Source organism: Kitasatospora sp. HPM-01-4 (genome assembly GCF_051374625.1).
In the GTDB taxonomy this organism is placed as follows: domain Bacteria; phylum Actinomycetota; class Actinomycetes; order Streptomycetales; family Streptomycetaceae; genus Kitasatospora.
In genome coordinates this window covers 3,843,606-3,865,218 of sequence record NZ_JBPQGP010000005.1, presented here as the reverse complement: position 1 = coordinate 3,865,218, position 21,613 = coordinate 3,843,606, and the positions used below count along the sequence as shown (strand labels likewise).

Below are 21,613 nucleotides of genomic sequence, written 5' to 3'. Positions count from 1 at the left end.
CCCAGGGGTCCTGCCGCAGGGGGGATTTCAGAGATTGTCCGGCCCTGGCGGGGTCGGCTGTTATGGATCTCGCAACAGCCGATGAGCCACTACCCGAGAGGTCGTCACAATGACTGCGCAGACCGCCACCGTTGAGCAGAGCCCGGCCGCCGAGACCGAGCAGTTCCGCTACAAGACCTTCGTCGACAGGATCCTCGGGCTGCCGTTCGAGAACCTCAGCACTCACGAGCTCAAGCAGGTCTGGTACCTGTCCTGGGTCGCGGCCGTCGAGTTCGGCGAGGCGCTGCGGCTGTCCGACAAGCTGCACCCCGACCACCCGGGCCTGCAGGAGATGATCCTCGGCGAGCTGGAGACCACCAACCTGGCGCTGGACGACTTCCAGGACGCCAAGGACCACCACGAGTTCCTGGCCCACTTCCTGCGCAAGCACGGCGTGATGGAGGAGATGGAGGCCGAGCTCGGCGAGTACGCGGAGAAGTACCTGGCCGCCTGCCGCGCCCTGGACCCGCACACCCGGGCCATGACGGTCTTCTCCCGCGAGGAGGAGCTGTCCGGGATCTTCGCCCGGTTCCTGGACTCGCCGGCCGAGAACTGGGAGCACGACGGTCTGTACGCCTTCAAGCACTACCTGACCACGCACATCGTGCTGGACTCCAGCGAGGGCGGACACCACGACCTGACCAGCGACTTCGTGATCGACGACAGCGTGTCGCCGTTCTTCGAGGCCCGCTTCGAGACCTTCCGGCTGGTCCCGAGCCTGGCCGCCAGCGGCGCGTACGACGCCTGACCGTCCCACCCGCAGCTGATCGCACCGCTCGTACCGGTCGGCCCGTCCCCGCTCTTCCCCGGGGGTGAGGCCGGGCCGACCGGTCGTCTTCCCGAACCCCGCCGCCGGAGGTCCGCCCGGTCCTCCCGCCCTGCCCAGAGGTGAGACCCATGCCGACGCACATCTCCACTCTCGTCATCAACGAGGAGGAGGCCGCCCAGATCCGGGCGCTCCTGGACGAAATCAGCTCGGACCCGCGCAACCTCGACCAGTTCCACTTCGTCGAGCACTCGCACGTCCTGGCTCAGGAGCTGCCGCGCCGGGTCCGCGCGGCGTTCTACGGGTTCAACCGCTCCGAGACCTCCTCCGCCCTGCACGTCACCGGCAACCCCGTGCTGGCCGACGGCCCGGGACCGACCCCCACCGACTACCCGGAGGAGCGGCCGGGGTACCTGCTGAACGACGCCCAGCTGCTGCACGGCCTGTACGGCAGCCTGCTCGGTGAGCCGATCAGCTTCACCTCGCAGCGCAAGGGCAGCATCTTCACCACGATCACCCCGCTGCCCCGGCTGTCCCAGGTGGCCAACTCCAGCTCCGGTTCGATGTTCGACTTCGGCTTCCACATCGAGGACGCCTTCCACCCCACCCGGGCCGAGTTCATCGGTCTGACCTGCATGCGCAACGACGAGCAAGCCGCCACCACGGTGTCCTGCGTCGACGGCATCGAGCTCACCGAGGAGGAGCTGGACGCCCTGTTCGAGCCGCAGTTCGACATCGGCCACAACCCGATCCACGCCACCTCCGGGGTGATCGAGGAGGACCGGCTGAGCGTGCTCTTCGGCCCGCGCGAACGCCCGTACGTCCGGATCAACTTCGCCACCCTGGAGCTGGAGAAGTACGACGGCGTGCCGCGCACCGCCCTGGAGAAGCTGCGCCAGCACTTCGAGGACAACCGCGTCGAGCTGATGCTGAAGACCGGCGACTGCGTCTACATCGACAACTTCCGCTGCGCGCACGCCCGGGACGCGTTCGAGCCGCTGCCGGCCGGCCGGTCCCGCTGGCTGTCGCGGGTGGTTTTCGCCACCGACCTGCGCAAGTCCCGGCAGCTGCGGCAGAACACCGTCGCCCGCGCGATCGCGGCCTGACACCGATGAGCGAGAGATGGGGGGCACCTCCCGGCCGCCGGGGCCGGGGGGTCGAATCGACAGACAGGGTGCCCGGTGAAGGTGCCGCCGCCGGAGCGGTGGGGGCGCCTTCCGCCGCCCCCCGGCCGCCGGCCGAGCAGTCCTCGCGGGCCGGGGGAGAGGGCGTGAGCATGAACACCACCTACCTGCCGGGCGCGCTGCCGCCGCGCAGCCGGCCCATCGTGATCTACGACTCGGGCGTCGGCGGGCTCACCGTGGCCCGCCACCTGGTCCAACTCCGCCCATCCGAAGACCTGTTGTACGTCGCGGACAACGGGTGGTTCCCCTACGGCGACAAGCGGGACATGGCGCTGCGGTCGCGGATCTACGGGGTGCTGGACGCGGTGATCGAGTCCGCCGACCCGCGCGCGATCGTGATCGCCTGCAACACCGCCTCGACCGCGCTGATCGCCACCCTGAGCGACCTGGCGACCGACGTCCCGGTGTTCACGGTGACCCCGCCGATAGAGCAGACCGCCAAGGCGGTCGCGGGCGGCACGGTCGTGCTGCTGGCCACCCCGAGCACGGTCCGCCGCTCGATGGTCCGCCGCCTGGTGAACGAGCACAGCGCCGTCAGCCGGTTCGAACTGGTCGGCGCCATGGACCTGGTGCACCTGGCCGAGCGCAAGCTGGCCGGGCACCAGGTCACCGCCGAGGAGGTCGTGGAGGCGCTCGACCAGGTGATCCCGAGCTCCCGGCGGGACGAGGTGGACGGTGTGATCCTCGGCTGCACCCACTTTCCGTGGCTGCTGGACGAGCTCCGCACGGCCTTCCCCAGAGCCCTGGTGTGGAGCGATCCGGCCCGCGAGACGGCCGAGCAGGTGCTGGAGCAGATACCCGTCCGGGTCCGGCCGACCCGGGAGGACGTGGCCCGGGTGCTGTATCTCACCAGCGACCACAACCGGGAGGAACTCCGGCCGGTCTTCGCCCGCCAGGGCTTCTGGGCCGGCCCGAGCCTTCCGTTCTCCGCGAACGAGCAACTCCTGTCCCTGCAAACCGGTTGAGGAACGAGGTCCAGTCATGTCCGCTGGCGTCCAGCGCATCTTCGTCTGCACCAACAAGCGCGAGAAACCGGTCTCCTGCGGTCTCCGGCAGGACGCCGTGGGCATGGCCGACCACCTGTCCGGGCTGCTGGCGGAAGCCGGCCTGGAAGTCGACGTCCGCAAGTCCAGGTGCCTGGGCAAGTGCCAGTACGGGCCGGTGATGGGCGTCTTCCCGGACAAGGCCTGGTACACGTACGAGGACGAGGACGACCTCGCCGAGATCGTGTCCGAGCACCTCCAGCAGGGTCGCCAGGTGGAGCGCCTGACGCTCAAGCTCCCCACCCCCAAGGCGGCCTGACCCCGCCCCACCCAAGGATGCGAGGCCCGACGTGGCTGCGACACCGACCCGACCGCTGGCGGTCGCCGTACTCGTGAAACAGGTTCCACGGCTGGACGAGCTCCGGCTCGGCCCGGACAACCGGCTGTCCCGGGCAGGCGTGGACCACGAGATGAACCCCTACTGCCGCCGGGCGGTGGCCGCCGGTGTGGCCGCCGCCCGGGAGACCGGCGGCAGCTGCACCGTCGTCACCCTCGGACCCCCGGGCGCCGAGGACTGCCTGCGCGAGGCCGTGGCCTGGGGCGCGGACCAGGGCGTCCTGGTCACCGACCCGGCGTTCGCGGGAAGCGACACCCTGGCCACCGCCCGCGCCCTGGCCGCCGCCCTGGACCGGCTCGGCCCGTTCGACCTGGTCCTCTGCGGACGCAACTCGGTCGACGCCGACACCGGCCAGCTGCCCGCCCAGGTGGCCGAGTTGCTGGACCTGCCGATGGCGGCCGGGGTGCGCGAACTGACCCTCGCCCGGGACGCGGTCCAGGTGCACTGCGAGCACGACGACGGCTTCCTGGACGCCGAGCTCGCCCTGCCCGCCCTGCTGACCTGCGCCGAACGCCTGACCGATCCGGCCAAGGTGCCTCCCGAGGGCCGGGCCGCCGTCCCGGCCGACCGGATCCGGCGGCTCACCGCCGCCGATCTCGGCCCGGGGCCGTGGGGCGAGGCGGCCAGCCCCACCGCCGTGGAGGAGATCCGCGCCGCCGAGACCGAGCGGTGGAACCTGCGCTACGGCGGCGACCGGGACGAAGTCCGGTGCGTGGTCTCCCTGCTGGCCTGCCACGAGGCCTTCGGCCAGGACCCCGCGGCCCACCGGGCACCGCTCCCGGCGAGCCGGATCGCCTCCGGTACGGTCGCCGTGCTCGCCGAGCCCGGACGCCCCACCGCCACCCGGGACCTGCTCGGCGCCGCCGCCCGGCTGGCCGACCGGGTGGCCGTCCTGACCACCGAACCGCTGGACCCCGCCGAGGCCGGCTCCTGGGGCGCCGACCTGGTCGTCCCGATCACCGGGGCCGAGGCCGAACAGGACGTCGCCGCGGCCGTCACCGCCTGGTGCCTCGACCACGCCCCCTGGGCCGTACTGGCGCCCTCCACCATGTGGGGCCGCGAGGTCACCGGACGGGCGGCCGCCCGGCTCGGGGCCGGGCTCGCCGCCGACGCGGTCGAGATCGAGGCCGACCGGCGCGGCCTGGTCTGCTGGAAGCCGGCGTTCAGCGGCGCCCTGCTGGCCGCCGTCACCTTCCGCTCCGCGATCCAGCTGGCCACCGTCCGGTCCGGAGTCCTGCCCGCGGCGCCCCCGCGCGCCGCCACGGCCCGGCAGGAACCGGAACTGAGGGTGACCCCGCGCGGGCGGATCACCGTCACCCGCCGTACCCGGGACGACGACCTGGACACCCTCGCCCGTGCGAGGGTCGTGGTCGCGGTCGGCGCGGGGGTCGCGCCGGAGGAGTACCCGCTGCTGCAACCGCTGCTGGACGTCCTGGACGCCGAGCTGGCCGCCACCCGCAAGGTCACCGACCGGGGCTGGCAGCCGCGTGCCCGCCAGATCGGCATCACCGGGCGCAGCGTCGCCCCGCGGCTGTTCGTCGCGATCGGCACCAGCGGACGCTTCAACCACCTGGTCGGCGCGCGCGGCGCGGACTTCATCCTGGCCGTCAACAACGACCCGGCCGCCCCGGTGTTCGAGGCGGCGGACGTGGGCCTGGTCGCGGACTGGCGCGAGGCCGTTCCGCACCTGGTCGAAGCCATCCGCTCGGCCCGGGCGACGGCCGCCGTCCCAGCCGGTATCTGACCAGTAGTCAAGCACCGCCCGAAGCACGGCTTCGGGCGGTGCCGCCGTTGTGTCCGGCCCACGCCATGCGTGAATACGCCACAGGGCATGCGCGTTCAGAACGTTGTGCCCGGGCCGCCGCTCCTAGCGTTGAACCGCGGGCACGAGGCTCCGCAGTTCCATTCGCTCTCGGCCAACGGCCGTTCCTACCCGGAGAGTTACCGATGACATCGAAGTACTCCCGCGGCGTGCTGCTGTGCGTCATCGCGGCGGCATCCTGGGGTGGCATGTTCCCCGTCATGACAGGTGCGCTGAAGCACATCGACCCCTTCACCTTCACCTGCCTGCGCTACACCATCGCCGGGGTCGCCTTCCTGGCGCTGCTGCTGACGCTGGAGGGCAAGTCCGCGCTGAACCTCAAGGGGGAGCGGGTCGGCCTGGCCTGGTTCCTGGGCACCTCCGGCTTCGCCGGCTTCCAGTTCCTGGTCTTCCTCGGCCAGAAGTTGGTCGGCCCGGACGGCGCACTGATCGCCTCGATCATGATGGTGCTGCAGCCGCTGCTCGGCTTCCTGACCAACTGGGTGGTCCGCAAGGTCGCCCCGCCGCGCGGCGCGTTCGTGTTCATCGCGATGTCGCTGGTCGGAGTGCTGCTGGTGATCACCAACGGCCACCTGGGCGTACTGGTCCAGCGGCCGCAGGCGTACGGCGCCGACGGCCTGATCATCCTCGGTGCGCTGTGCTGGGTGATCTACACCATGGGCGGCTCGTTCTACCCGAACTGGTCCCCGGTCAAGTACACCACCGTCACCACCGGCCTCGGCCTGACCAGCACCTACGTGATCACCGCCGCGCTGCTCGCCTTCGGCGCCGTCAAGATGCCCACCGGCCACGACGTGGTCACCATCCTGCCGCACCTGGCGTACATGTCCATCGCGGCCGGCGTCATCGGCGTGCTGTTCTGGAACCTCGGCAACAAGGCCATCGGCCCGCTCAACGGCGTGCTGTTCATGGACGTCGTGCCGATCACCGCGTTCACCATCAGCGCCTTCCAGGGCAACAGGCCGGGTGCCATGCAGCTGATCGGCGCTCTGATCAGTGCGATCGCCCTGGTGCTGAACAACATGTACCTGCGCCGCCGCCAGGCCTCGCTGGCCGGCCCGGCCAAGCCCGCGGCCGAGGCCGCCAAGCCCGTGGCCGAGGCCGCCAAGCCCGCGGCCGCTGCCGGGGCGGTGGCGCGATGAGCCGCCAAAGCGGCCGAACGGCGCTCGGCGGCAGGTGGTTCGACGGCTGGATACCCTCGGGCGACAGAGCGGAGACGCGATGACCATCACCTCCGACCTGCCGCTCGTCGAACCGGAGTACCTCGACAGCACCGCACGGGAGGCGTTCATCGCCTGCCAGGGTTCGCTCGACGGAGTCGCCGACCAGGACTGGACGGCCCAACTCGACGCGATCCGCGAGCTGTTCGCCAAGTCCGCCGAGAAGGTGGGTGTCCGGTACTTCTCGTACCAGATCATCCGCTGCCCCCTCATGAGCCAGGCCGGCCCGATCGCACCCGCGATCAGCACCTTCCCGGAGCACTGGCAGCGCCGGTACACCGACGAGGAGTACGCGGACGTCGATCCGCTGCTCTCCGGGTGCCTGGCCAGCTCCACCCCGTTCAGCTGGTCCGAGCTCGGTTCCTCCCCCGAACTCGGCCAGCGGGAACGACAGTTCTTCAAGGAGGCGCAGGCAGCCGGCTTCGGCCGGGGGCTGACCATCCCGATCCGCTCGCAGGGCGAGATCGCGGCCCTCAACCTGATTCCGGCCGACCTGCTCGCCCGACAGATGTACAGCAACAGCCGGCAGCTCTACCTGATGGCGCACTACCTGCACCAGAAGGCCCGTCGACCGCTGGTGGAGGTGGCGATGGCCACCTCCGCCCGGCGGCGGTCCCTGCTCTCCCCCCGGGAGACCGAGGCGCTGGAGTGGACCGCCCGTGGCAAGACCACCCGCGAGATCTCGTGCGGCCTGGGAATCTCGGAGAAAGGCGTCGAATTCCACCTCGAAGGCGCCAGGCGGAAACTGCAGGCCGCCAACCGTACCCACGCGGTCGCGAAGGCTCTCGAACTGCGGCTGCTGTTCTCCTCGTGACCCCGGACCGGTCCCGCCTCACTCCCCGGAGGCGGGACCGGTCGGTTCCCGCCGTATCTGATTGGAGTTTTGGCCGTACCAGCTTGGAAAGGAGTTCCCGCGATGAGACACCCCACACTGCTCACGCTGGCTCTGGGAGTCAGGAAACGGCGCTCGCCGCTGTCGGCATCCGAAATCCGGGTGCTGGAAGGGCTGGCCCGCGGCTGGACCACCGGCGAGGTCGCCTGCCGGTCCGGTCTGCCGCACGGCCAGGTGACCGGGCTCGTCCTGGAGGCCAGGCGCAAGCTCCGGGCGACCAGCGCGACCCAGGCCGTGGCCAACGCACTGGCACTCGGGCTGCTGTTCCGCAGCCCGTGACCGGAACTCTCGCTTTCCCGGCGAGAGTTCACGAAGAGACAGGACAAGCTTCGTTGACCAGCTTCACCCTCGACGCCGACGGCGAGACGCTCAACTGCGAGGAGATCGGCGCCGGTTCCCACCCGGCGGGGCGGACCGCGGTGCTGCTGCACGGTGCGGGCACCGCCGAGCTGTCCCGCTCCCTCGAGCTGATGGCCGACTTCGCGAGGCGCGGGGTACCGGCGCTAGCGCTGGACTTCTCGGGTCACGGCGCCAGCACCGGCCGGCTCGGTGAGCTGAGTCTGCGGCGCCGGTACCGGCAGGCCCGCGCGCTGATCGACGGCCATGTGCCGGCCGGGCACCGGCTGGTGCTGGTGGGCTTCAGCATGAGCGGCCAGACCGTGGCCGACCTGCTCGACGCCTATGGGCCCCGGGTGGCCGCGATCGGGCTGCTCGCCCCGGCCGTCTACGCGCGGGCCGCCTGGGACGTGCCGTTCGCCGACGGCTTCACCGGGATCATCCGCACCCCGGACAGCTGGAAGGACTCGCGCGCCCTGGAGGTGTACCGGGCCTGTACGGCGCGCGCGGTGCTCGGGGTGCCCGGCGACGACGCGGTGATCCCCGCGGAGGTGACCGCCGCGCTCGCCGAGGCCCTCTCCGGCGGGCCGGGCTTCACCCGGATCCTCTTCGAGCAGGCCGAGCACCGGCTCGGCCACTGGCTGAGCCGGCACCCCGAGGACCGCCGCCGTCTGCTGGACGCACTGCTGGGCTGAGACGGTCCGGCGCCGGTCCGGCGCCGGCCCGGCTCCCTGGCGTCGGGTGCCCGGCTCAGCCGGCCAGGGCCGGCTCCGCGGCGGGCTCGGGCGTGACGGCCACGGGCCGGGCGGCCCGGCCCGGAAGGGCGAAGACCAGGGCGAACACGGCCAGCAGGCCTGCCGCCACCCACCAGAGCGCGTGGGTGAAGGCGTCCACGAAGACCGGACCCGCCGCCTGGGCGGGCGCGGCGCCGTCCACCACGGAGAAGAAGGCCAGCGAGGAGAGGCCGAGACCGAGCGCGACACCCAGCTGGCCGGTGGTGTTGATCATCGGTGCCCCGGACGTCGCGAGGGTAGTCGCCGTACAGGTCAGTTCCTGTCCTCTTCGTCCGTCATGCTGGCCACCATGACGGACACCCCCGCACGCCTGCTGAATCTGCTCTCCCTGCTGCAGACCCCACGCGAGTGGCCGGGCAGCGAACTGGCCGAGCGGCTCCGGGTCACCCCGCGCACCATCCGCCGCGACATCGAGCGGCTGCGCGACCTCGGCTACCCGGTGGAGGCGACGCGCGGCCCGATCGGTGGCTACCGCCTGGTCGCGGGCACCGCGATGCCGCCGCTGCTGCTCGACGACGAGGAGGCGGTGGCGATCGCGGTCGGGCTGCGCGCGGCCGCCGGGGAGGCCGTCGAGGGCATCGAGGAGGCCTCGGTACGGGCGCTCGCCAAGCTGGTCCAGGTGCTGCCGTCCAGACTCAGGCACCGGGTCGGCTCGCTCGGCTCCGCCACCGTGCGGCTGGACGCGGGCGGCCCCCGGGTCGACCCCGAGGCCCTCACCGTGCTCGCCACGGCGGTCGCCGCCAGGGAACGCGTGCGCTTCACGTACCGGGCCGGCTGGGGACGGCCCCAGGGCGCCGGTGCCGAGACCCGCCGCCTGGTCGAACCGCACCGCCTGGTCGCCGCCGGACGGCGCTGGTACCTGGTCGCGTACGACAACGAGCGGGAGGACTGGCGGATATTCCGGGTGGACCGCCTGCGCGATCCCCAGCTCACCGGGGCCCGGGTGGCACCCCGCGAGCTGCCCGCCGAGGACGCTGCCGCGTACGTCGCCCGGAAGCTCGCCGACCTCACCACCACCCATGTCGCCCAGGTGACCCTGCACGCCCCCTTCGAGGAGGTGTCGCCCTGGCTGGCCGGCCCGTCCGACCGGCTGGAGGCGATCGACGAGCACACCTGCCGGCTGCGCACCAGCTCCGAGTCGCTGGAGTGGCTGGCGATCCGACTGGCCATGCTGGGCTGCGACTTCGAGGTCCACGAGCCCGCGGCCCTGCGCGAGCGGCTCGGCTCGCTCGCCGCCCGGGCGGCCGCGGCGGCGGCACCCCCGAAGGAGGCCGGGGGACCGCTCGGGTGACCGACCGGGCCCGGGGCCGTGGATCGGTCTACTGTGCGAGAAGCGGACAAAATGCCGACGGGGCGATGAGGGCGCGCGGCGGGGCCGTCACCGTCGGATACTTCCAGTACCGACCTGGGCCCAGAAGGGCTCCGAGCAGCAGGGACGGACGCCATGCGGCAGAACCCCGAGAACCCCGAGTTCCCTGAGGACTTCGACGACTTCGCCGACGAATCCCCGCTCGTCCTGGAGACGGAGGACGAGGAGCGGAACGTCGACGGCCACCCGGGCGACGACTTCGAGCAGCTGAGCGAACGCCGCTCACTCGGCTCGGACGACGCCAACGACGCGGACGCGGTCGAACAGGCCCGCGTCGTCGAACTCGACGAGGACGAGTACCGCTGATACTTCCGCGCGATGGCCGGCCGTCCGCACCGCGGGGCCGGCCGCGCATCCTCGGCTAGAGCGCCTTGCGGCGCTGGAGCCAGGTGAAGGCCACCCAGCCGGGGAGGATCGGGAGCAGGAAGGTCAGCACCCGGAGCAGGATCACCGCGGCCAGGGCGGTGCCCTGGTCGATCGAGGCGGTGCCGGCCAGGGCCGTGGCGAGCAGGCCCTCCACCACGCCGGAGCCGCCCGGGGTCGGGGCGACGTTCCCGGCGGCGTTCCCGGCCAGGTAGGTGACCGCGGTGGCGGCGAAGGCCGGGTGCGGTCCCACCGCCCGGGTGCAGCAGTACAGGCAGATGACCAGGGTCATCGACACCATGAGCTGTCCGAGCAGGCCGACGGCCAGCTTGCGGGGCTGCTGGAGCAGGTCGAGCAGCCGGGGCAGCACCTCCGCGCGCAGCGGCCGCAGCAGCCCGGCCAGCCGCCCGCGTACCCAGGGCACGGACAGCGCCAGCACCGCGAGGACGGCCACCACGGCCAGGGCGGCGACCAGCACGGGTGAGTCCGGAAGTTCGGTGCCCTGGCTCTGGCCGAGCACCGCGCTGAAGACCGCCAGCTGCATCAGGTGCAGCACCGCCCCGATCGCCTGGCATGCGCCCACGCTGGACAGCGCCTGCGCGGTGGGAACACCGCTGCACTGCAGGAAGCGGGTGTTCAGGGCGACCCCGCCGACCCCGCCGGGAGAGATCAACTTCACGAAGGAGCCAGCCACTTGGGCGGCCAGTGTGCGCCGGAAGCTCAGCTTCTCGGGCACGAAGCCGACGAAGCCCATGGTGGCCGCGAAGTGGCTGGCGACGGCCGCCAGCGCGGCCAGCGCCAGCCAGCCGGGATCGGCATGGGCGACCGTGGAGATCGGGTTGGTCTTCGAGCTGAACAGGAACTGGAGCAGCAGGTAGCCGGCGAAGACCCCGGCGACCAGGGCCAGCAGGGTGCGCGGGCGCAGCCGCTCCAGCCGCACCGGTTCGACCGGCGCCTGCGGACGTCCGCGCAGGGCCTCCTCCCGGATCGCGGTGAGCAGTTCGGGCCGGCCCTTGAGCGCGTTCCTGGTCCCGCGCGGGAGCGCGATCGGCTGGAGCAGCGGCAGGGCGGTGCCGATCGCGGCCTCGCCGAGGACCGCGGTGCCGGTCGCCACCGCGCGCTCGGCGCCGACCCGCAGGGCCAGGGTGGTGAGCAGTCCGGCGACGTCGAGGTGGAGCAGCAGCTCACCGGCGGCGATCTCGCCGTCGGTGAGCCCGATCAGATGGACCGCGCCGTCCGGCCCCACCAGCACGTTCTCGGGGGCGAGGGCGCGGTGGGCCAGGCAGCGGCGCTGCAGCAGGTCCAGCTGGAGCCAGGCGTCGGTGAGCAGTTCGTCGGTCAGTTCGGCGTCGTCGAGTTCGGCGAGGGTCCGGCCCGGGAGGTACTCGTAGGCGACCAGGGCGCGGTCGGCGTCGAGCTCGGCGGTGGCGGCCAGCCGGCGGGTGCGGGCACCGGAGGCACAGGCCGCGTACGCGAGCAGGGCCTCGTGCTCCAGACCGGAGCGCAGCGAGCGCAGGCCGCGCGGGCGCGGGGCGGTGCGCAGCCGCAGCAGCAGCCACAGCCGGTGGAACAGGCCGGTGGCCTGGGCATGGCGGTCGAGCAGCCGCACGTCCAGGTCGGGACGCCCGTCGTGCTGGGTGACCAGGTAGCGGCGGAAGCCGGTACGGCGGACGAGGTCCGGCCGGGCGCCCGCCTGCCCGAGGGAGTGCCGCAGCTGCTCGGTGCTGGGGCGGACGATCGGGGTGCCGATCGCGTACACCGTGCCGTGGGCGGCGGCCCAGCCGACCAGCAGGGCCAGCACCAGGGAGAGCGGGGTGGCCCAGCCGGTGACCAGGCCGGTGAGCCCGGCCACGGCGAGGGCGGCGGTCAGCGCGGTGCGCCAGCGGGGCAGCCCGACGAGGCCGGCGGCGGTCATGAAGGCGAGCACGGGGGCCAGGTGCCCGTACACGGCGTCGGTCCGGCCGAGGCCGTCGGGGGAGGCGTGGGTCAGGGTGGCGAGGTCGCCGAAGACGGCGTCGAGGCCGAGCGAGAGCCCGTAGGCGACGACGGCGGCGAAGACCCCGTCGGCGACCCGGAGCGCGGCCCGGCGCACGAGCCGGTCGACGGCGAAGGCGAGCGGGACGAGCAGCAGGGCGACGGCGGAGGCCACCCCGGCGAACTGCCCGGGCGGCCAGGGGACGTGCTCCGCGCCCTCGGCGACATCGGCTTCCAGACCGCCGGCGGTGCCGTGCGCGCCCGTGGCGATCAGCAGGGTGAGCGCGGCGGCGGTAAGGCCGAGGACGCAGCGGATCAGCGAGCCCGGATAGCGGACCCGGTGGACCCCCGGGGTGGACGAGTCGTCCTGTGCCCTCGCTTGATTGTCGTTCCGTATCACCGTTGCCACGCGGCGCATGCTCCCACATGTGCCCTTCGGCGTCCGGCCGATGGGCCAGGTGTGTCGGTGTCGGTACCGGGGGCGTCGCGGACCGGGTACGAGGCCGGGCCTGCACCGGGCCAAAACGCTAGAATCCGGTCATAACGCCCATGCGCCCGCAGTGCCGCGCGCTCCGCCGCGACGAGCGGCCGCCGGAGGGAGGCCCACGATGACCAGGCAACCGACGGGGAAGATGACCAGGCTCCGCCGTGGCACCCAGGAACTCCTCGAACGCCGCGGCATGGCCGCCAATCCCGGTGGACTCCCGCCCGTCCTCGGTACCGGAGGGCCGAAGACGACCCAGCCCGCGCCGTACTTCGGCGACGCCGTCTTCAGCCACGGCGGCCGCCGAACCGCCTCGGCCACCCCCCTTGCGGGAACGGCCCACCACGCGGAACTCCCGGGCCACCGCCACCGCGGCGCGGAGAAGCACTCCGCCCACTGACCACGCTCCCGGCCGGGACGGCCCCGGGTGACCGGCGCCGCCCCGGACCGCTGTCCGTACCCACTGCCCGGCGGCGGGGCCGGAGTGGGAGAGTGGGCGCGGACACCCGGTCCGCGACACCCTCCGGAGGGACAGCCATGTCGGACACCCCGCTGCTCCAGACCCGCGACGAGTGGCTCGCCTCACTGCGGCGCGCCTACACGGCTTCCGGCTGCCTGATCAGCGACCCCGACGGGCGGCTGCTGATCGTCAAGGCGGGCTACCGTGAGCACTGGCAGTTCGTCGGCGGCACCGTGGACCCGGGGGAGAACCCCGAGGAGTGCGCCAGGCGCGAACTCCTGGAGGAGACCGGCATCGTGAAGGAACCGGGCGCGCTGCTCGCCGTCGGCTGGACCCACCCCTCGGCCGAACTCGACCACCCGGCCTGCCACTTCCTCTTCGACCTCGGCACCGTCCCCGCCGACACCCCGATCACCCTGCCGCCCGGCGAACTCGACGCCTACCGCTGGGCCACCCCCGAGGAGGCCCTCGTCCTGCTCGGCCCGAGCCGCTCACCGCGCCTCGCCGCCGGCCTCGCGGCCCGTGCGGACGGCCGCACCCGGGTGATCACCACTCCTGTCGTGGGATTCTGAGGGCGCGTCGGCTGGTGCGCGGCACCGCACGGGCTACCGCGCCCCGCCCGCCGCGGCGGGTGTCCGATCAGTGATGTCAAGTCGACCCGGGAGCTTCCCAGTTGCGGATCCTGTCCTGTCCCGAGGCCGAGCTGCCGACCGAACTCCGCTCGCAGGTGTGGGAGTTGCAGGAGCAGGCCTGGCCCAGCGGTCTGCCCGATCCCGGGCTGAGCCATGACCCGGCGCTGGACGCGCGGTCGATGCTGCTGGTGGACGACGGCGGCCGGGTGCTCGCCGCCCTCGACCTGCTCGGCAAGGAACTCGCCCATGCCGCAGGGGTGTTCACCGCCCGCGGCCTGAGCTGCGTGGTCACCGACCGCGCCCACCGGGGCCACGGCCACGGCGGGCGGCTGGTCGCCGCCGCGCGCCGGGCCGTCGAGGACAGCGGTGCCGACCTCGGCCTGTTCACCTGCGACCGCGTCCTGCGGGGCTTCTACGAGAGCGCCGGCTGGGAGACGCTGCCTGGGACCGTGCTGGTCGGCGGCACCCCCGAGGATCCCTTCCCCAGCGACCAGCCCGGCTTCGACAAGGTCACCATGGCCGGATTCTGCTCCCGGCGGGCCGGGGCGGCCAGGCGGAGCTTCATCGGAGCCAGGATCGGCCTCTACCCGGGCACCGTCGACCGGCTGTGGTGAGCGGGCCTTCGGCGGCTCGGTCCGGCTCGCCGAGCCTCTACCACCGGGGGCGGGGCCCTGCGGGCCTGCCGCCGGCCTCCGTCCGGTGCGAAGGCGTGCGTCAGAAGGTCCACAGTCCGCGGCCGCGGGTGTCCTGGCAGCGGACCCGGCCGAAACGCCCGTCCCCGGCCGACAGGAAGCCCTCGGCCGCGCCCTGCAGGACTTCACGCGCGACCGGGTCGGCACGGCTCCAGGCGCCGGTCAGCACCAGGTCCCCGTCCACCAGCTCGGCGCGCTGGATCCGGGCCACGGCGGCGGTGAGCAGCGCGGCGTTGACCTCCTCCAGCTCGGCGGGCGAGAGATAGGTCGTGGTGCCGGGGCCGGCCGCCCGCGCGGTGGTGAGCCTGCGGCGCAGCTCCGGCAGACCGTAGTGGCGCACGGCCGCGATCGAGTCCTCCACGGCCACCAGCCAGCGCGGCCCGGGCGTGATCTCCCACCACACCTCGCCGCCGACCGGCATCAGCTCGCCGATCGAAGCCCGCCAGAGCCCGGCGTCGCCCGGGGACTCCCCGGCCGCCGCGACGGTCAGACTGAGCTCGAAGGTGTACCGGACCGCGTACTCGCTCACGGCGCCGAACCGGACGCCGAGCAGCGCCCGGTACTCCTCGTCCGGGAGCCGGAAGACGTGCTGCTCGCCACCGGTGAAGCCCATCGCCCGGAGGGACGGCGCGATGTGCGCGCGCATCCCCTCGGCGAACAGTTCCTGGGCGGTGGCCATCGCGTCGTCCTGGGGGCTCGGCAGGGGATGCGGCCGCGCCGGGGTCCGGCCGGGCGGGCGGGCCGTTGAAGCCGGCACGGGGACGGGGGAAACTCCCCGTCCCTGCCAAGGTATGACCGTTCGCCCCGGCGGGCGCGGGCGAAGGACGGCAGCGTCCGGGATGCCCTCCCCGCCCGGGTCCTGCGGCCCGCGCCGCCCGCCGGAGCGGGGGCGACCTGCCACGGGGGGAGGCGTACGGCCGGGGTCCGGCTCCGCGGGGATGGCCCATGATGTGGCGGGTGCACAGTGCAGAACCTCACGGGACGGGCGCCGACCACTCCGCCGGCGGCCCGACGACACCCGGCCACACGGGCCGGCCGGGGCCGCCGGACGATCCGCCGCCCACCGGCCGTCCGGCCGATCTGTCCGCCGCCGTACGGGCGGCTCAGCAGGGGGACGAGGACGCGTTCCGGCAGCTGTTCCGCGCCGTCCAGCCGGGGCTGCTCCGCTATCTGCGGGTGCTGGTCGGCGGCGGACCCGAGGACGCCGAGGACATCGCCTCCGAGACCTGGCTGCAGATCGCCCGGGACCTCGGCGGCTTCACCGGTGACGCGGACGGCTTCCGGGGCTGGGCCGCCACCATCGCCCGCAACCGGGCCATGGACCACCTGCGCCGGGTCCGCCGCCGCCCGGTCGCCGACCTCCCGGTCGAGTACCTGGCCGAACTGGCCGCCGCCGAGGACACCGCGGGGACCGCCATCGCCACGGTCTCCACCGCCGACGCGCTGGCCCTGATCGCCCGGCTGCCCCGGGACCAGGCCGAGGCGGTCCTGCTCCGGGTGGTGCTCGATCTGGACGCGGAGAGCACCGCGCGGGTCCTGGGCAAGCGCTCCGGCAGCGTGCGGATGGCCGCCCACCGAGGTCTGCGCCGCCTCGCCAGGATGCTCGACCAGGCCGGCGGCATCGCCTTCGGGATACCCGGGCGGACCGTGCCGGTGCCGCGCCCAGAGCCGGCACCGCGTCCCGAGCCGGGGCGAGGGCCGGGGCGAGGGCCGGGACGAGGAGCCGACGGCGGGCCGGATCCGGGGCCGGATCCGGGCTCGGAGAAGGATTCCCCGAAAAATTCCGCGCAGGGTGTGACACACGCCGGGGCAGTGACGCTGAAGGACATGAGATGAGCACCAACCGATCCCGCCGGATCGACCCCAGCACGGCCGAGCGACTGCTCGACGGTACCGGGGTCGGCACGTCGGCCGGTCAGGCCGCCCTCACCGGTCATGCCGCCCTCGCCGGGCTGCTCGCCGCCGCCCGGACCACGGCGGGCGACGAGCGACGGACGGACGGCGTACTGCCCGGAGAGGAGGCGGCACTGGCCGCGTTCCGGGAGGCGCGCCGCAACCCCGCACCACTACCCCGGAGAAGAACGATGGCGAGCACCGCGCTGGCGCGGGCCTTCAGTGCGAAGGCCCTCGCCGCCGCGTTCGCCGCCACGGCTCTCTCAGGAGTGGCCGTCGCCGCCGGCACCGGTCACCTGCCTTCGGCGCTGGGCGGCCGTCCCGCCCGTGGTGGGACGGCCGCGCCCGCCACGACACCCGCCTCCTCGGCGGGTACGGCCCGGTACGCCGGCCCCGGCGTCGTCGCCTCGGGACGGCCCCGGCTGAACGGCGTCGTCTCGCCGGTCGCGGGCCGGAGCCGGAACCCGGAGGCCGATCCGAGCGAGAGCCCGGGCAGCCCGGCCGCGCGGGGTACGGACGCCGTGGCCGAGCGCTCGGCCGGGCTCTGCCGGCTGTACGCGGACCGGCTGGCGGCCGGAGCGGCGGCCCGCACGGTGCTCGCCGACACACAGCTGGCCCCGCTGGTCGAGGCCGCCGGTGACGCGGACCGGGTGGACGGCTACTGCGCGGCCGTCGCCGCCAGGCCGAAGGGCAGCGTCAACGCCGGCGACAGCGCCAAGGGCAACGACGGCGACCCCGGTACGGACCAGGCACCGGACCGTACCAAGGGCCTCAGGAACAGGTTCCTCACCGGGCTGCCGTTCCCGCCGGGCCAGCCCACCCGGCCCGGCGGCCCGCCCGGTGGGAACGGCACCGTCGGAGGCGACGGCCCTGCCAGGTGACCCGAGAACTCCGGACGGACGGTGTGCGACACCCCCCGGGCACACCGTCCGTCCGGTGAACCGATGTACCGACCACCGCTGAACCGCGCCACCGCTGAACCCCGGCTCCGAGCCGGCGGTACCGGTGGCAACCGCCAGGCTCCGGGCGGTCGGTGGGCTCCCCCGTGCCCACCGCACGCCCGGCTCGCTCCGGACGGCCGACGGCGCACCCCCGGGCTCGTCGGCCGTCCGGACCTCCCCGCCGGTGGGGGAGTCAACTCCCCGGCCCCGGGCGGTCGGTGGGCTCCCCCGTGTCCACCGGCCGCCCGTACTGAAAGCTCCGGGTGGGTCGGCGGGTTCCCCCGGGCCCGCCGTCCACCCGGGTCCCCGCCCCGGGCACCCGGCCCGGGCGCCCTGTCCCGGCACCCGGCCCGGTGCCGCCTCCCGGCGGGAGTCCGCCCCGGGGGCGATCCGGTGGCACGGTGCACGGCGCCTGGAATCGGCGGCTATCGTGCACAGGTGCACGAGGCGGCCCGAAGCCTCCGGCCGGTGGACCCGAGGGGAGTGGTGCCAGGTGATCGGACGTGCGCTGAACGGGCGTTACGTACTGGAGGAGATACTCGGCGTCGGTGGGATGGCCACCGTCTGGCGCGGCCACGACCGGGTGCTCGGCCGGGCGGTCGCGGTCAAGGTGCTCAACGGCGGCCTGGCCGACGACCCGCGCTTCGCCGAGCGCTTCGGCCGCGAGGCCCAGCACGCCGCGCTGCTGGTCCACCCGCGCATCGTCACCGTCTTCGACTCGGGCGTGGACCAGGGCTCCCCGTACATCGTGATGGAGCTGGTGCACGGCCAGCCGCTCAGCCGCCTGATCGCCGAACTCGGACGGCTGCCGGTCGAGCGGTCCGTCGGCATCGCCGCCGCCGTCTGCGAGGCGCTGGAGGTCGCCCACGCGGCCGAGCTCGTGCACCGGGACATCAAGCCCGGCAACATCATGATCACCCAGGACGGCGGGGTGAAGGTGGTGGACTTCGGCATCGCCCGCGCCGGTTCCTCCAGCTCCCGGCTGACCCAGACCGCCTCCGTGCTGGGCACCGCCGCCTACCTCTCGCCCGAGCAGGCCACCGCCGCCGCGCTGGACGGCCGCTCCGACCTGTACGCGGTCGGCTGCGTCCTGGTCGAAATGCTCACCGGCCAGCCGCCGTTCGACGCCGACACCCCGGTCGCCATCGCCTTCAAGCACGTCAGCGAGCAGCCGGCCCCGGTCGCCTCCCGCCGCCCGGACGTACCGCCCGCACTGGACGCGGTGGTGCTGCGGCTGCTGGCCAAGAAGCCCGCCGACCGTCCGGCCGACGCGGCCGCCGCCCGGCTGGAGCTGCTCGCCGCCGTACCGGTCGCCACGGCCGCCGACCGCACGGCGGAGCTGCTGGCCGCGGGCGGGCAGAGCGCCGAACCCTTCGCCGCCACCCGGATGCTGCCGCCGGTCGCCGGGGTACAGGCGGACGCCCCGGGCCAGGGGTACGCCGATCCGCAGCGCACCGCCGTGCTTCCGCCGACGGCTCCACCGCCGTTCGCCCAGCCGCCGTCCGCCCAGCCCTCGTACGCCCCGCCGGGCCAGCCCCCGAGCGGGCCGTCGGCGGCCGGCCCGGCGACCTCGCTGATGGCACCCCTCCCGTCGTACCCCGGGGCCGAACCGCGGCAGCGCCGCCGGCGTCCGCTGGTGCCGATCGCGATCGGGGCCGCCGTGCTGGCGGGCGTGGTCGGGATCGGGGCCTTCGCGCTCAGCGGCTCCTCCGACAGTTCGGCCGAGGCCGCGGCCCCGGCCACCCATTCGCCGGCCGCGGCGGCGTCCACGCCGCCCGGCACGGCCGTCGCCCCGGTGTCACCCTCGCCGGACACCGCGGCCAGTTCCCCGCCCGCCGCCAAGAACGGCCCGGCCGCCGCGCTGGCCGCGCTCCGCGCCGATGTCGCGGCGCAGCCGTTCGGCAAGGAGAAGGACAGGCAGGGCGAGCTGCTGGACCGGCTGGACGCCGCGGCCGGGGCGATCGCCGCACACCGGCCGCAGGATGCCGAGTCAGTGCTGCGCAACGCTCAGAAGACCGTCAAGGACCTGGCCAAGAAGCACGCGGTCGACGGCGCCACCGCCCAGAGCTGGCAGGGCCGCCTCGGCACACTGGTCAACTCCCTGCACGGTCAGCAGGCCCGTGACCACAACGCCGACAGCGGCGACGACGGAGACGGCTGACACCCGGCCCGTCGCTCCCCGGCGGGCCGGCGGGCCGGACCGCACAACGGCCGGAGCCTCCGGCCCGTCAGTCGACGGACCGGAGGCTCCGGTTGCGGCGCGGTGGCCGGATCAGGCGGTGGTGGCCGACTTGTCGGTCTCCGTGGCCTTGGTGATGTTGGTGGGGTTCACCGCCGGTCGGGACTGCTCGGTGGCAGTGCTGGCGGCCGTCGAGTTCTGGGCGGCCTGGTCGGCCGGGGTCTCGTCCTCGCGCAGCGCCTTGGTCTCCGCCTTCAGGATGCGCATGGACTTCCCGAGGCCACGGGCCATTTCGGGCAGCTTCTTCGAGCCGAAAAGCAGAATGATGACAGCCAGCACCACAAGGAGGTGCCAGGGCTCCAGACCGTTGCGCAGCATCCCTGACCACCGGTCCCTTCGGAAATCTCGCCGTTATCAGGGCCGGGCGGGCTTGCCCGACTTGGCCAGTATGCCTGGCGCGGGCGCAGAACGTATACACCGGCCGGGAAACGGTGGTCAAAAACCAAGTGTTCTGCTTGGTGGGGCGGGGTATGTGGTCTTGACCACGTCTGTCAGGTCTGCCCCGGCAGCGATCCGGCGGCACGGGTTCGGCTGACGTCTCATCAGCTGTGGGCGTGGCCCGCGAGGTGTCCTGACGGCCGGGCGGGTGGCCCGGTCGGCGGGCGCGGGGAGCCGGGGCGATCGTCTCGCGCAGGCGCATGAATCAAACGTCTTATTCATTCGTCCAAGACGATTGTCCATCTCCGGCGTAGCATCGGGCCATGGGAAATCGCGAGGATCTGCTGGCGGGGGCCAAGCGCTGCCTGTACGAGAAGGGCTACGGGCGCACCACCGCCCGGGACATCGCCTCCGCCGCCGGGGTCAGCCTGGCCGCCATCGGCTACCACTACGGCTCGAAGGACGCCCTGCTGGTCCAGGCGATGATCGAGGCGATGGGCGAGTGGGGCGACGCCATCGAGAAGGCACTGGCCGACCTGGGTGACGCCGCGACCCCCGAGGAGCGCTTCGTCGCCGCCTGGGACCGGGTGCTGGAGAGTTTCGTGGTCCACCGCGAGCTGTGGGCGGTGCAGCTGGAGATCTCCACCAAGGTGGTGAGCTCTCCCGAGCTGACGGAGGCCTTCGCGGCCACCCAGCGGGAGGCGCGGCTCGGGCTCTCCGCGATCTTCCAGGGCCTGGAGGAGGTGCCCGACACCCCGGAGGAGCTCGCCCGGGGCGCCTTCTACCAGTCGCTCCTGGTCGGGCTGGCGGTCCAGTGGTTCGCGGCCCCCGACCAGGCCCCGGACGGGCGGGAACTCCTGCGCGGGCTGCGGCTGGTCGGCACGACGGTGCTGGGAGCGCCGGCGTCCTGAAGCCCGGTACGGGCGGGTGGCCGGGGGGCCCGCCCGTACGGTGCCGTCAGTTGGTGACGGCGGTGAGGAGGACCACCGAGTCCTGGTGGGCCAGCAGGCCGTGCCGCTCCTGCGGGATCGTGCGCAGCTGGCCGGCCTTGAGCTCGATCTTCCGGCCCGAGACGGTCAGCGACACCCGTCCGCGCAGGACCTGGAGGCTGGCGGCGGGCGGTGCGTTGTGCTCGTCCAGCGAGGTCCCCGCCCGCAGGGCGATCATGGTCTGCCGCAGCACACCGTCGCGGACGAGGAGGTGTGCGCTGCGGCCGTGCGGTTCGGCGGCGGCCTTCGCGGCGTGCTCGTCGGCGAGTGCCACCAGATCGACGGGAGTGTCGGCGGGAGCTGGATCGGCCATCGCGTCCTCCTGGTTCGCGCCCTCCTGCCGGAGGGTCCTGTCGACCGCGACCCTAGGCGGGTCCCTCCGTGGATGGCAACCGTGCACGCGGCCCGGCTCATCGGCCGGACGCCTCCGGGTGCGGGCGGCACGGCACTCCTGGAAGGTGGATGCCATGGCGACCTATCAGAAGTACTTCGGTGGATTCCAGATCAACCGGGGCATGCTCACCGCCGGGGCGGCGCTCACCGGGATCGGCGCGCTGATCGGGCTGACCGGCACGGTACTCGTCGGCGTGGCGCTGGCCTCCGCCGGACGGGGCTGGGTGCGGCAGATGGAGACCCCGCCCGGCGAGCTGGCGGCCCGCACCCTCCAGCAGGCCAGGGCGGCCTCCCAGGCGGGACTCGAGGCCTGGCGGGCCCAGGCCGGGCCCGGTTCGGCCGACTGAACGGCCGGCCGGCCCTCGCGGCGCAG

General features: G+C 73.6%; 24 protein-coding genes. 19 read left to right on the top strand and 5 right to left on the bottom strand.

Annotation, left to right across the window (positions count from 1 at the left end; all coding sequences use genetic code 11):
* The first annotated feature begins 109 nt into the window (after positions 1–109).
* The 9 genes from ACSMTC_RS16605 (at position 110) to ACSMTC_RS16565 (ending at position 8,334) form a co-directional block, all read left to right on the top strand.
* Complete coding sequence (locus ACSMTC_RS16605; RefSeq protein WP_436560469.1) at positions 110–787, top strand: DUF3050 domain-containing protein; 678 nt, start codon at positions 110–112, stop codon at positions 785–787.
* 149 nt (positions 788–936) lie between these two features.
* Complete coding sequence (locus ACSMTC_RS16600) at positions 937–1,911, top strand: TauD/TfdA family dioxygenase (protein WP_436560468.1); 975 nt, start codon at positions 937–939, stop codon at positions 1,909–1,911.
* A gap of 170 nt (positions 1,912–2,081) precedes the next feature.
* Positions 2,082–2,954 carry a glutamate racemase gene (gene murI, locus ACSMTC_RS16595; protein ID WP_436564708.1) on the top strand — a complete coding sequence of 291 codons (873 nt, stop codon included), beginning with the start codon at positions 2,082–2,084 and terminating at the stop codon, positions 2,952–2,954.
* 16 nt (positions 2,955–2,970) lie between these two features.
* On the top strand, positions 2,971–3,291 hold the full coding sequence (locus tag ACSMTC_RS16590) for a (2Fe-2S) ferredoxin domain-containing protein (protein ID WP_436560467.1): 321 nt from the start codon (positions 2,971–2,973) through the stop codon (positions 3,289–3,291).
* 31 nt (positions 3,292–3,322) lie between these two features.
* On the top strand, positions 3,323–5,113 hold the full coding sequence (locus ACSMTC_RS16585; protein ID WP_436560466.1) for an FAD-binding protein: 1,791 nt from the start codon (positions 3,323–3,325) through the stop codon (positions 5,111–5,113).
* A gap of 203 nt (positions 5,114–5,316) precedes the next feature.
* A complete protein-coding gene (locus ACSMTC_RS16580; protein ID WP_436560465.1) occupies positions 5,317–6,333 on the top strand; it encodes a DMT family transporter in 1,017 nt (338 codons plus the stop codon).
* A 79-nt stretch (positions 6,334–6,412) separates the two neighbouring features.
* Positions 6,413–7,225 carry a helix-turn-helix transcriptional regulator gene (locus tag ACSMTC_RS16575; RefSeq protein WP_436560464.1) on the top strand — a complete coding sequence of 271 codons (813 nt, stop codon included), beginning with the start codon at positions 6,413–6,415 and terminating at the stop codon, positions 7,223–7,225.
* A 102-nt stretch (positions 7,226–7,327) separates the two neighbouring features.
* Complete coding sequence (locus tag ACSMTC_RS16570; RefSeq protein WP_436560463.1) at positions 7,328–7,582, top strand: hypothetical protein; 255 nt, start codon at positions 7,328–7,330, stop codon at positions 7,580–7,582.
* Positions 7,583–7,635: 53 nt separating this feature from the next.
* Positions 7,636–8,334 (top strand): alpha/beta hydrolase, encoded by a 699-nt coding sequence (locus ACSMTC_RS16565; protein WP_436560462.1) that lies wholly within the window; start codon positions 7,636–7,638, stop codon positions 8,332–8,334.
* 55 nt (positions 8,335–8,389) lie between these two features.
* On the opposite strand, the gene ACSMTC_RS16560 is transcribed toward ACSMTC_RS16565, so the two are convergent.
* Positions 8,390–8,647 carry a hypothetical protein gene (locus tag ACSMTC_RS16560; RefSeq protein ID WP_436560461.1) on the bottom strand — a complete coding sequence of 86 codons (258 nt, stop codon included), beginning with the start codon at positions 8,645–8,647 and terminating at the stop codon, positions 8,390–8,392.
* A 75-nt stretch (positions 8,648–8,722) separates the two neighbouring features.
* Here ACSMTC_RS16560 and ACSMTC_RS16555 point away from each other — a divergent pair, with 75 nt between their 5' ends.
* Together ACSMTC_RS16555 and ACSMTC_RS16550 are read left to right on the top strand one after the other, a co-directional pair.
* Positions 8,723–9,724 carry a helix-turn-helix transcriptional regulator gene (locus ACSMTC_RS16555; RefSeq protein WP_436560460.1) on the top strand — a complete coding sequence of 334 codons (1,002 nt, stop codon included), beginning with the start codon at positions 8,723–8,725 and terminating at the stop codon, positions 9,722–9,724.
* A gap of 153 nt (positions 9,725–9,877) precedes the next feature.
* On the top strand, positions 9,878–10,108 hold the full coding sequence (locus ACSMTC_RS16550; protein ID WP_436560459.1) for a hypothetical protein: 231 nt from the start codon (positions 9,878–9,880) through the stop codon (positions 10,106–10,108).
* A 55-nt stretch (positions 10,109–10,163) separates the two neighbouring features.
* Here ACSMTC_RS16550 and ACSMTC_RS16545 read toward each other — a convergent pair whose 3' ends face one another.
* Complete coding sequence (locus tag ACSMTC_RS16545; RefSeq protein ID WP_436560458.1) at positions 10,164–12,548, bottom strand: lysylphosphatidylglycerol synthase domain-containing protein; 2,385 nt, start codon at positions 12,546–12,548, stop codon at positions 10,164–10,166.
* A gap of 199 nt (positions 12,549–12,747) precedes the next feature.
* Here ACSMTC_RS16545 and ACSMTC_RS16540 point away from each other — a divergent pair, with 199 nt between their 5' ends.
* The 3 genes from ACSMTC_RS16540 to ACSMTC_RS16530 all read left to right on the top strand — a co-directional run bounded on the left by ACSMTC_RS16540 (position 12,748) and on the right by ACSMTC_RS16530 (position 14,329).
* The gene (locus ACSMTC_RS16540) at positions 12,748–13,023 is read left to right on the top strand and encodes a hypothetical protein (RefSeq protein ID WP_436560457.1); all 276 of its coding nucleotides are present in this window, start codon (positions 12,748–12,750) and stop codon (positions 13,021–13,023) included.
* Positions 13,024–13,160: 137 nt separating this feature from the next.
* Positions 13,161–13,655 (top strand): NUDIX domain-containing protein, encoded by a 495-nt coding sequence (locus ACSMTC_RS16535; protein ID WP_436560456.1) that lies wholly within the window; start codon positions 13,161–13,163, stop codon positions 13,653–13,655.
* A gap of 101 nt (positions 13,656–13,756) precedes the next feature.
* The gene (locus ACSMTC_RS16530) at positions 13,757–14,329 is read left to right on the top strand and encodes a GNAT family N-acetyltransferase (protein WP_436560455.1); all 573 of its coding nucleotides are present in this window, start codon (positions 13,757–13,759) and stop codon (positions 14,327–14,329) included.
* Positions 14,330–14,429: 100 nt separating this feature from the next.
* On the opposite strand, the gene ACSMTC_RS16525 is transcribed toward ACSMTC_RS16530, so the two are convergent.
* Positions 14,430–15,086, bottom strand: coding sequence for a hypothetical protein (locus tag ACSMTC_RS16525; RefSeq protein ID WP_436560454.1), 657 nt, complete (start codon positions 15,084–15,086; stop codon positions 14,430–14,432).
* Between the two features lie 278 nt (positions 15,087–15,364).
* Here ACSMTC_RS16525 and ACSMTC_RS16520 point away from each other — a divergent pair, with 278 nt between their 5' ends.
* The 3 genes from ACSMTC_RS16520 (at position 15,365) to ACSMTC_RS16510 (ending at position 19,402) form a co-directional block, all read left to right on the top strand.
* A complete protein-coding gene (locus tag ACSMTC_RS16520; RefSeq protein WP_436560453.1) occupies positions 15,365–16,243 on the top strand; it encodes an RNA polymerase sigma factor in 879 nt (292 codons plus the stop codon).
* The gene (locus tag ACSMTC_RS16515) at positions 16,240–17,181 is read left to right on the top strand and encodes a hypothetical protein (protein ID WP_436560452.1); all 942 of its coding nucleotides are present in this window, start codon (positions 16,240–16,242) and stop codon (positions 17,179–17,181) included. The genes ACSMTC_RS16520 and ACSMTC_RS16515 overlap by 4 nt, the downstream gene beginning before the upstream one ends.
* A gap of 553 nt (positions 17,182–17,734) precedes the next feature.
* Positions 17,735–19,402 carry a protein kinase domain-containing protein gene (locus ACSMTC_RS16510; protein WP_436560451.1) on the top strand — a complete coding sequence of 556 codons (1,668 nt, stop codon included), beginning with the start codon at positions 17,735–17,737 and terminating at the stop codon, positions 19,400–19,402.
* Between the two features lie 111 nt (positions 19,403–19,513).
* Here the strand turns inward: ACSMTC_RS16510 and tatA are convergent, their stop codons facing one another.
* Positions 19,514–19,798 (bottom strand): Sec-independent protein translocase subunit TatA, encoded by a 285-nt coding sequence (gene tatA / locus ACSMTC_RS16505; RefSeq protein ID WP_436560450.1) that lies wholly within the window; start codon positions 19,796–19,798, stop codon positions 19,514–19,516.
* Positions 19,799–20,181: 383 nt separating this feature from the next.
* On the opposite strand from tatA, the gene ACSMTC_RS16500 reads away from it, so the two are divergent.
* A complete protein-coding gene (locus tag ACSMTC_RS16500; RefSeq protein WP_436560449.1) occupies positions 20,182–20,769 on the top strand; it encodes a TetR/AcrR family transcriptional regulator in 588 nt (195 codons plus the stop codon).
* A gap of 46 nt (positions 20,770–20,815) precedes the next feature.
* Here ACSMTC_RS16500 and ACSMTC_RS16495 read toward each other — a convergent pair whose 3' ends face one another.
* The gene (locus ACSMTC_RS16495) at positions 20,816–21,160 is read right to left on the bottom strand and encodes a cupin domain-containing protein (RefSeq protein WP_436560448.1); all 345 of its coding nucleotides are present in this window, start codon (positions 21,158–21,160) and stop codon (positions 20,816–20,818) included.
* 154 nt (positions 21,161–21,314) lie between these two features.
* On the opposite strand from ACSMTC_RS16495, the gene ACSMTC_RS16490 reads away from it, so the two are divergent.
* Entirely contained in the window at positions 21,315–21,587 is a 273-nt protein-coding gene (locus ACSMTC_RS16490) for a hypothetical protein (RefSeq protein WP_436560447.1), read from the top strand.
* The last annotated feature ends 26 nt before the right edge of the window (positions 21,588–21,613 follow it).

Bases quoted from the DNA above. Each gene is read 5' to 3' on its own strand.
- ACSMTC_RS16500 (WP_436560449.1), top strand. From the start codon at position 20,182: ATGGGAAATCGCGAGGATCTGCTGGCGGGGGCCAAGCGCTGCCTGTAC.
- ACSMTC_RS16570 (WP_436560463.1), top strand. From the start codon at position 7,328: ATGAGACACCCCACACTGCTCACGCTGGCTCTGGGAGTCAGGAAACGG.
- murI (WP_436564708.1), top strand. From the start codon at position 2,082: ATGAACACCACCTACCTGCCGGGCGCGCTGCCGCCGCGCAGCCGGCCC.
- ACSMTC_RS16525 (WP_436560454.1), bottom strand. From the start codon at position 15,086: ATGGCCACCGCCCAGGAACTGTTCGCCGAGGGGATGCGCGCGCACATC.
- ACSMTC_RS16515 (WP_436560452.1), top strand. From the start codon at position 16,240: ATGAGCACCAACCGATCCCGCCGGATCGACCCCAGCACGGCCGAGCGA.
- ACSMTC_RS16590 (WP_436560467.1), top strand. From the start codon at position 2,971: ATGTCCGCTGGCGTCCAGCGCATCTTCGTCTGCACCAACAAGCGCGAG.
- ACSMTC_RS16600 (WP_436560468.1), top strand. From the start codon at position 937: ATGCCGACGCACATCTCCACTCTCGTCATCAACGAGGAGGAGGCCGCC.
- ACSMTC_RS16605 (WP_436560469.1), top strand. From the start codon at position 110: ATGACTGCGCAGACCGCCACCGTTGAGCAGAGCCCGGCCGCCGAGACC.
- ACSMTC_RS16580 (WP_436560465.1), top strand. From the start codon at position 5,317: ATGACATCGAAGTACTCCCGCGGCGTGCTGCTGTGCGTCATCGCGGCG.
- ACSMTC_RS16540 (WP_436560457.1), top strand. From the start codon at position 12,748: ATGACCAGGCAACCGACGGGGAAGATGACCAGGCTCCGCCGTGGCACC.
- ACSMTC_RS16560 (WP_436560461.1), bottom strand. From the start codon at position 8,647: ATGATCAACACCACCGGCCAGCTGGGTGTCGCGCTCGGTCTCGGCCTC.
- ACSMTC_RS16495 (WP_436560448.1), bottom strand. From the start codon at position 21,160: ATGGCCGATCCAGCTCCCGCCGACACTCCCGTCGATCTGGTGGCACTC.
- ACSMTC_RS16555 (WP_436560460.1), top strand. From the start codon at position 8,723: ATGACGGACACCCCCGCACGCCTGCTGAATCTGCTCTCCCTGCTGCAG.
- ACSMTC_RS16550 (WP_436560459.1), top strand. From the start codon at position 9,878: ATGCGGCAGAACCCCGAGAACCCCGAGTTCCCTGAGGACTTCGACGAC.
- ACSMTC_RS16575 (WP_436560464.1), top strand. From the start codon at position 6,413: ATGACCATCACCTCCGACCTGCCGCTCGTCGAACCGGAGTACCTCGAC.
- tatA (WP_436560450.1), bottom strand. From the start codon at position 19,798: ATGCTGCGCAACGGTCTGGAGCCCTGGCACCTCCTTGTGGTGCTGGCT.
- ACSMTC_RS16490 (WP_436560447.1), top strand. From the start codon at position 21,315: ATGGCGACCTATCAGAAGTACTTCGGTGGATTCCAGATCAACCGGGGC.
- ACSMTC_RS16535 (WP_436560456.1), top strand. From the start codon at position 13,161: ATGTCGGACACCCCGCTGCTCCAGACCCGCGACGAGTGGCTCGCCTCA.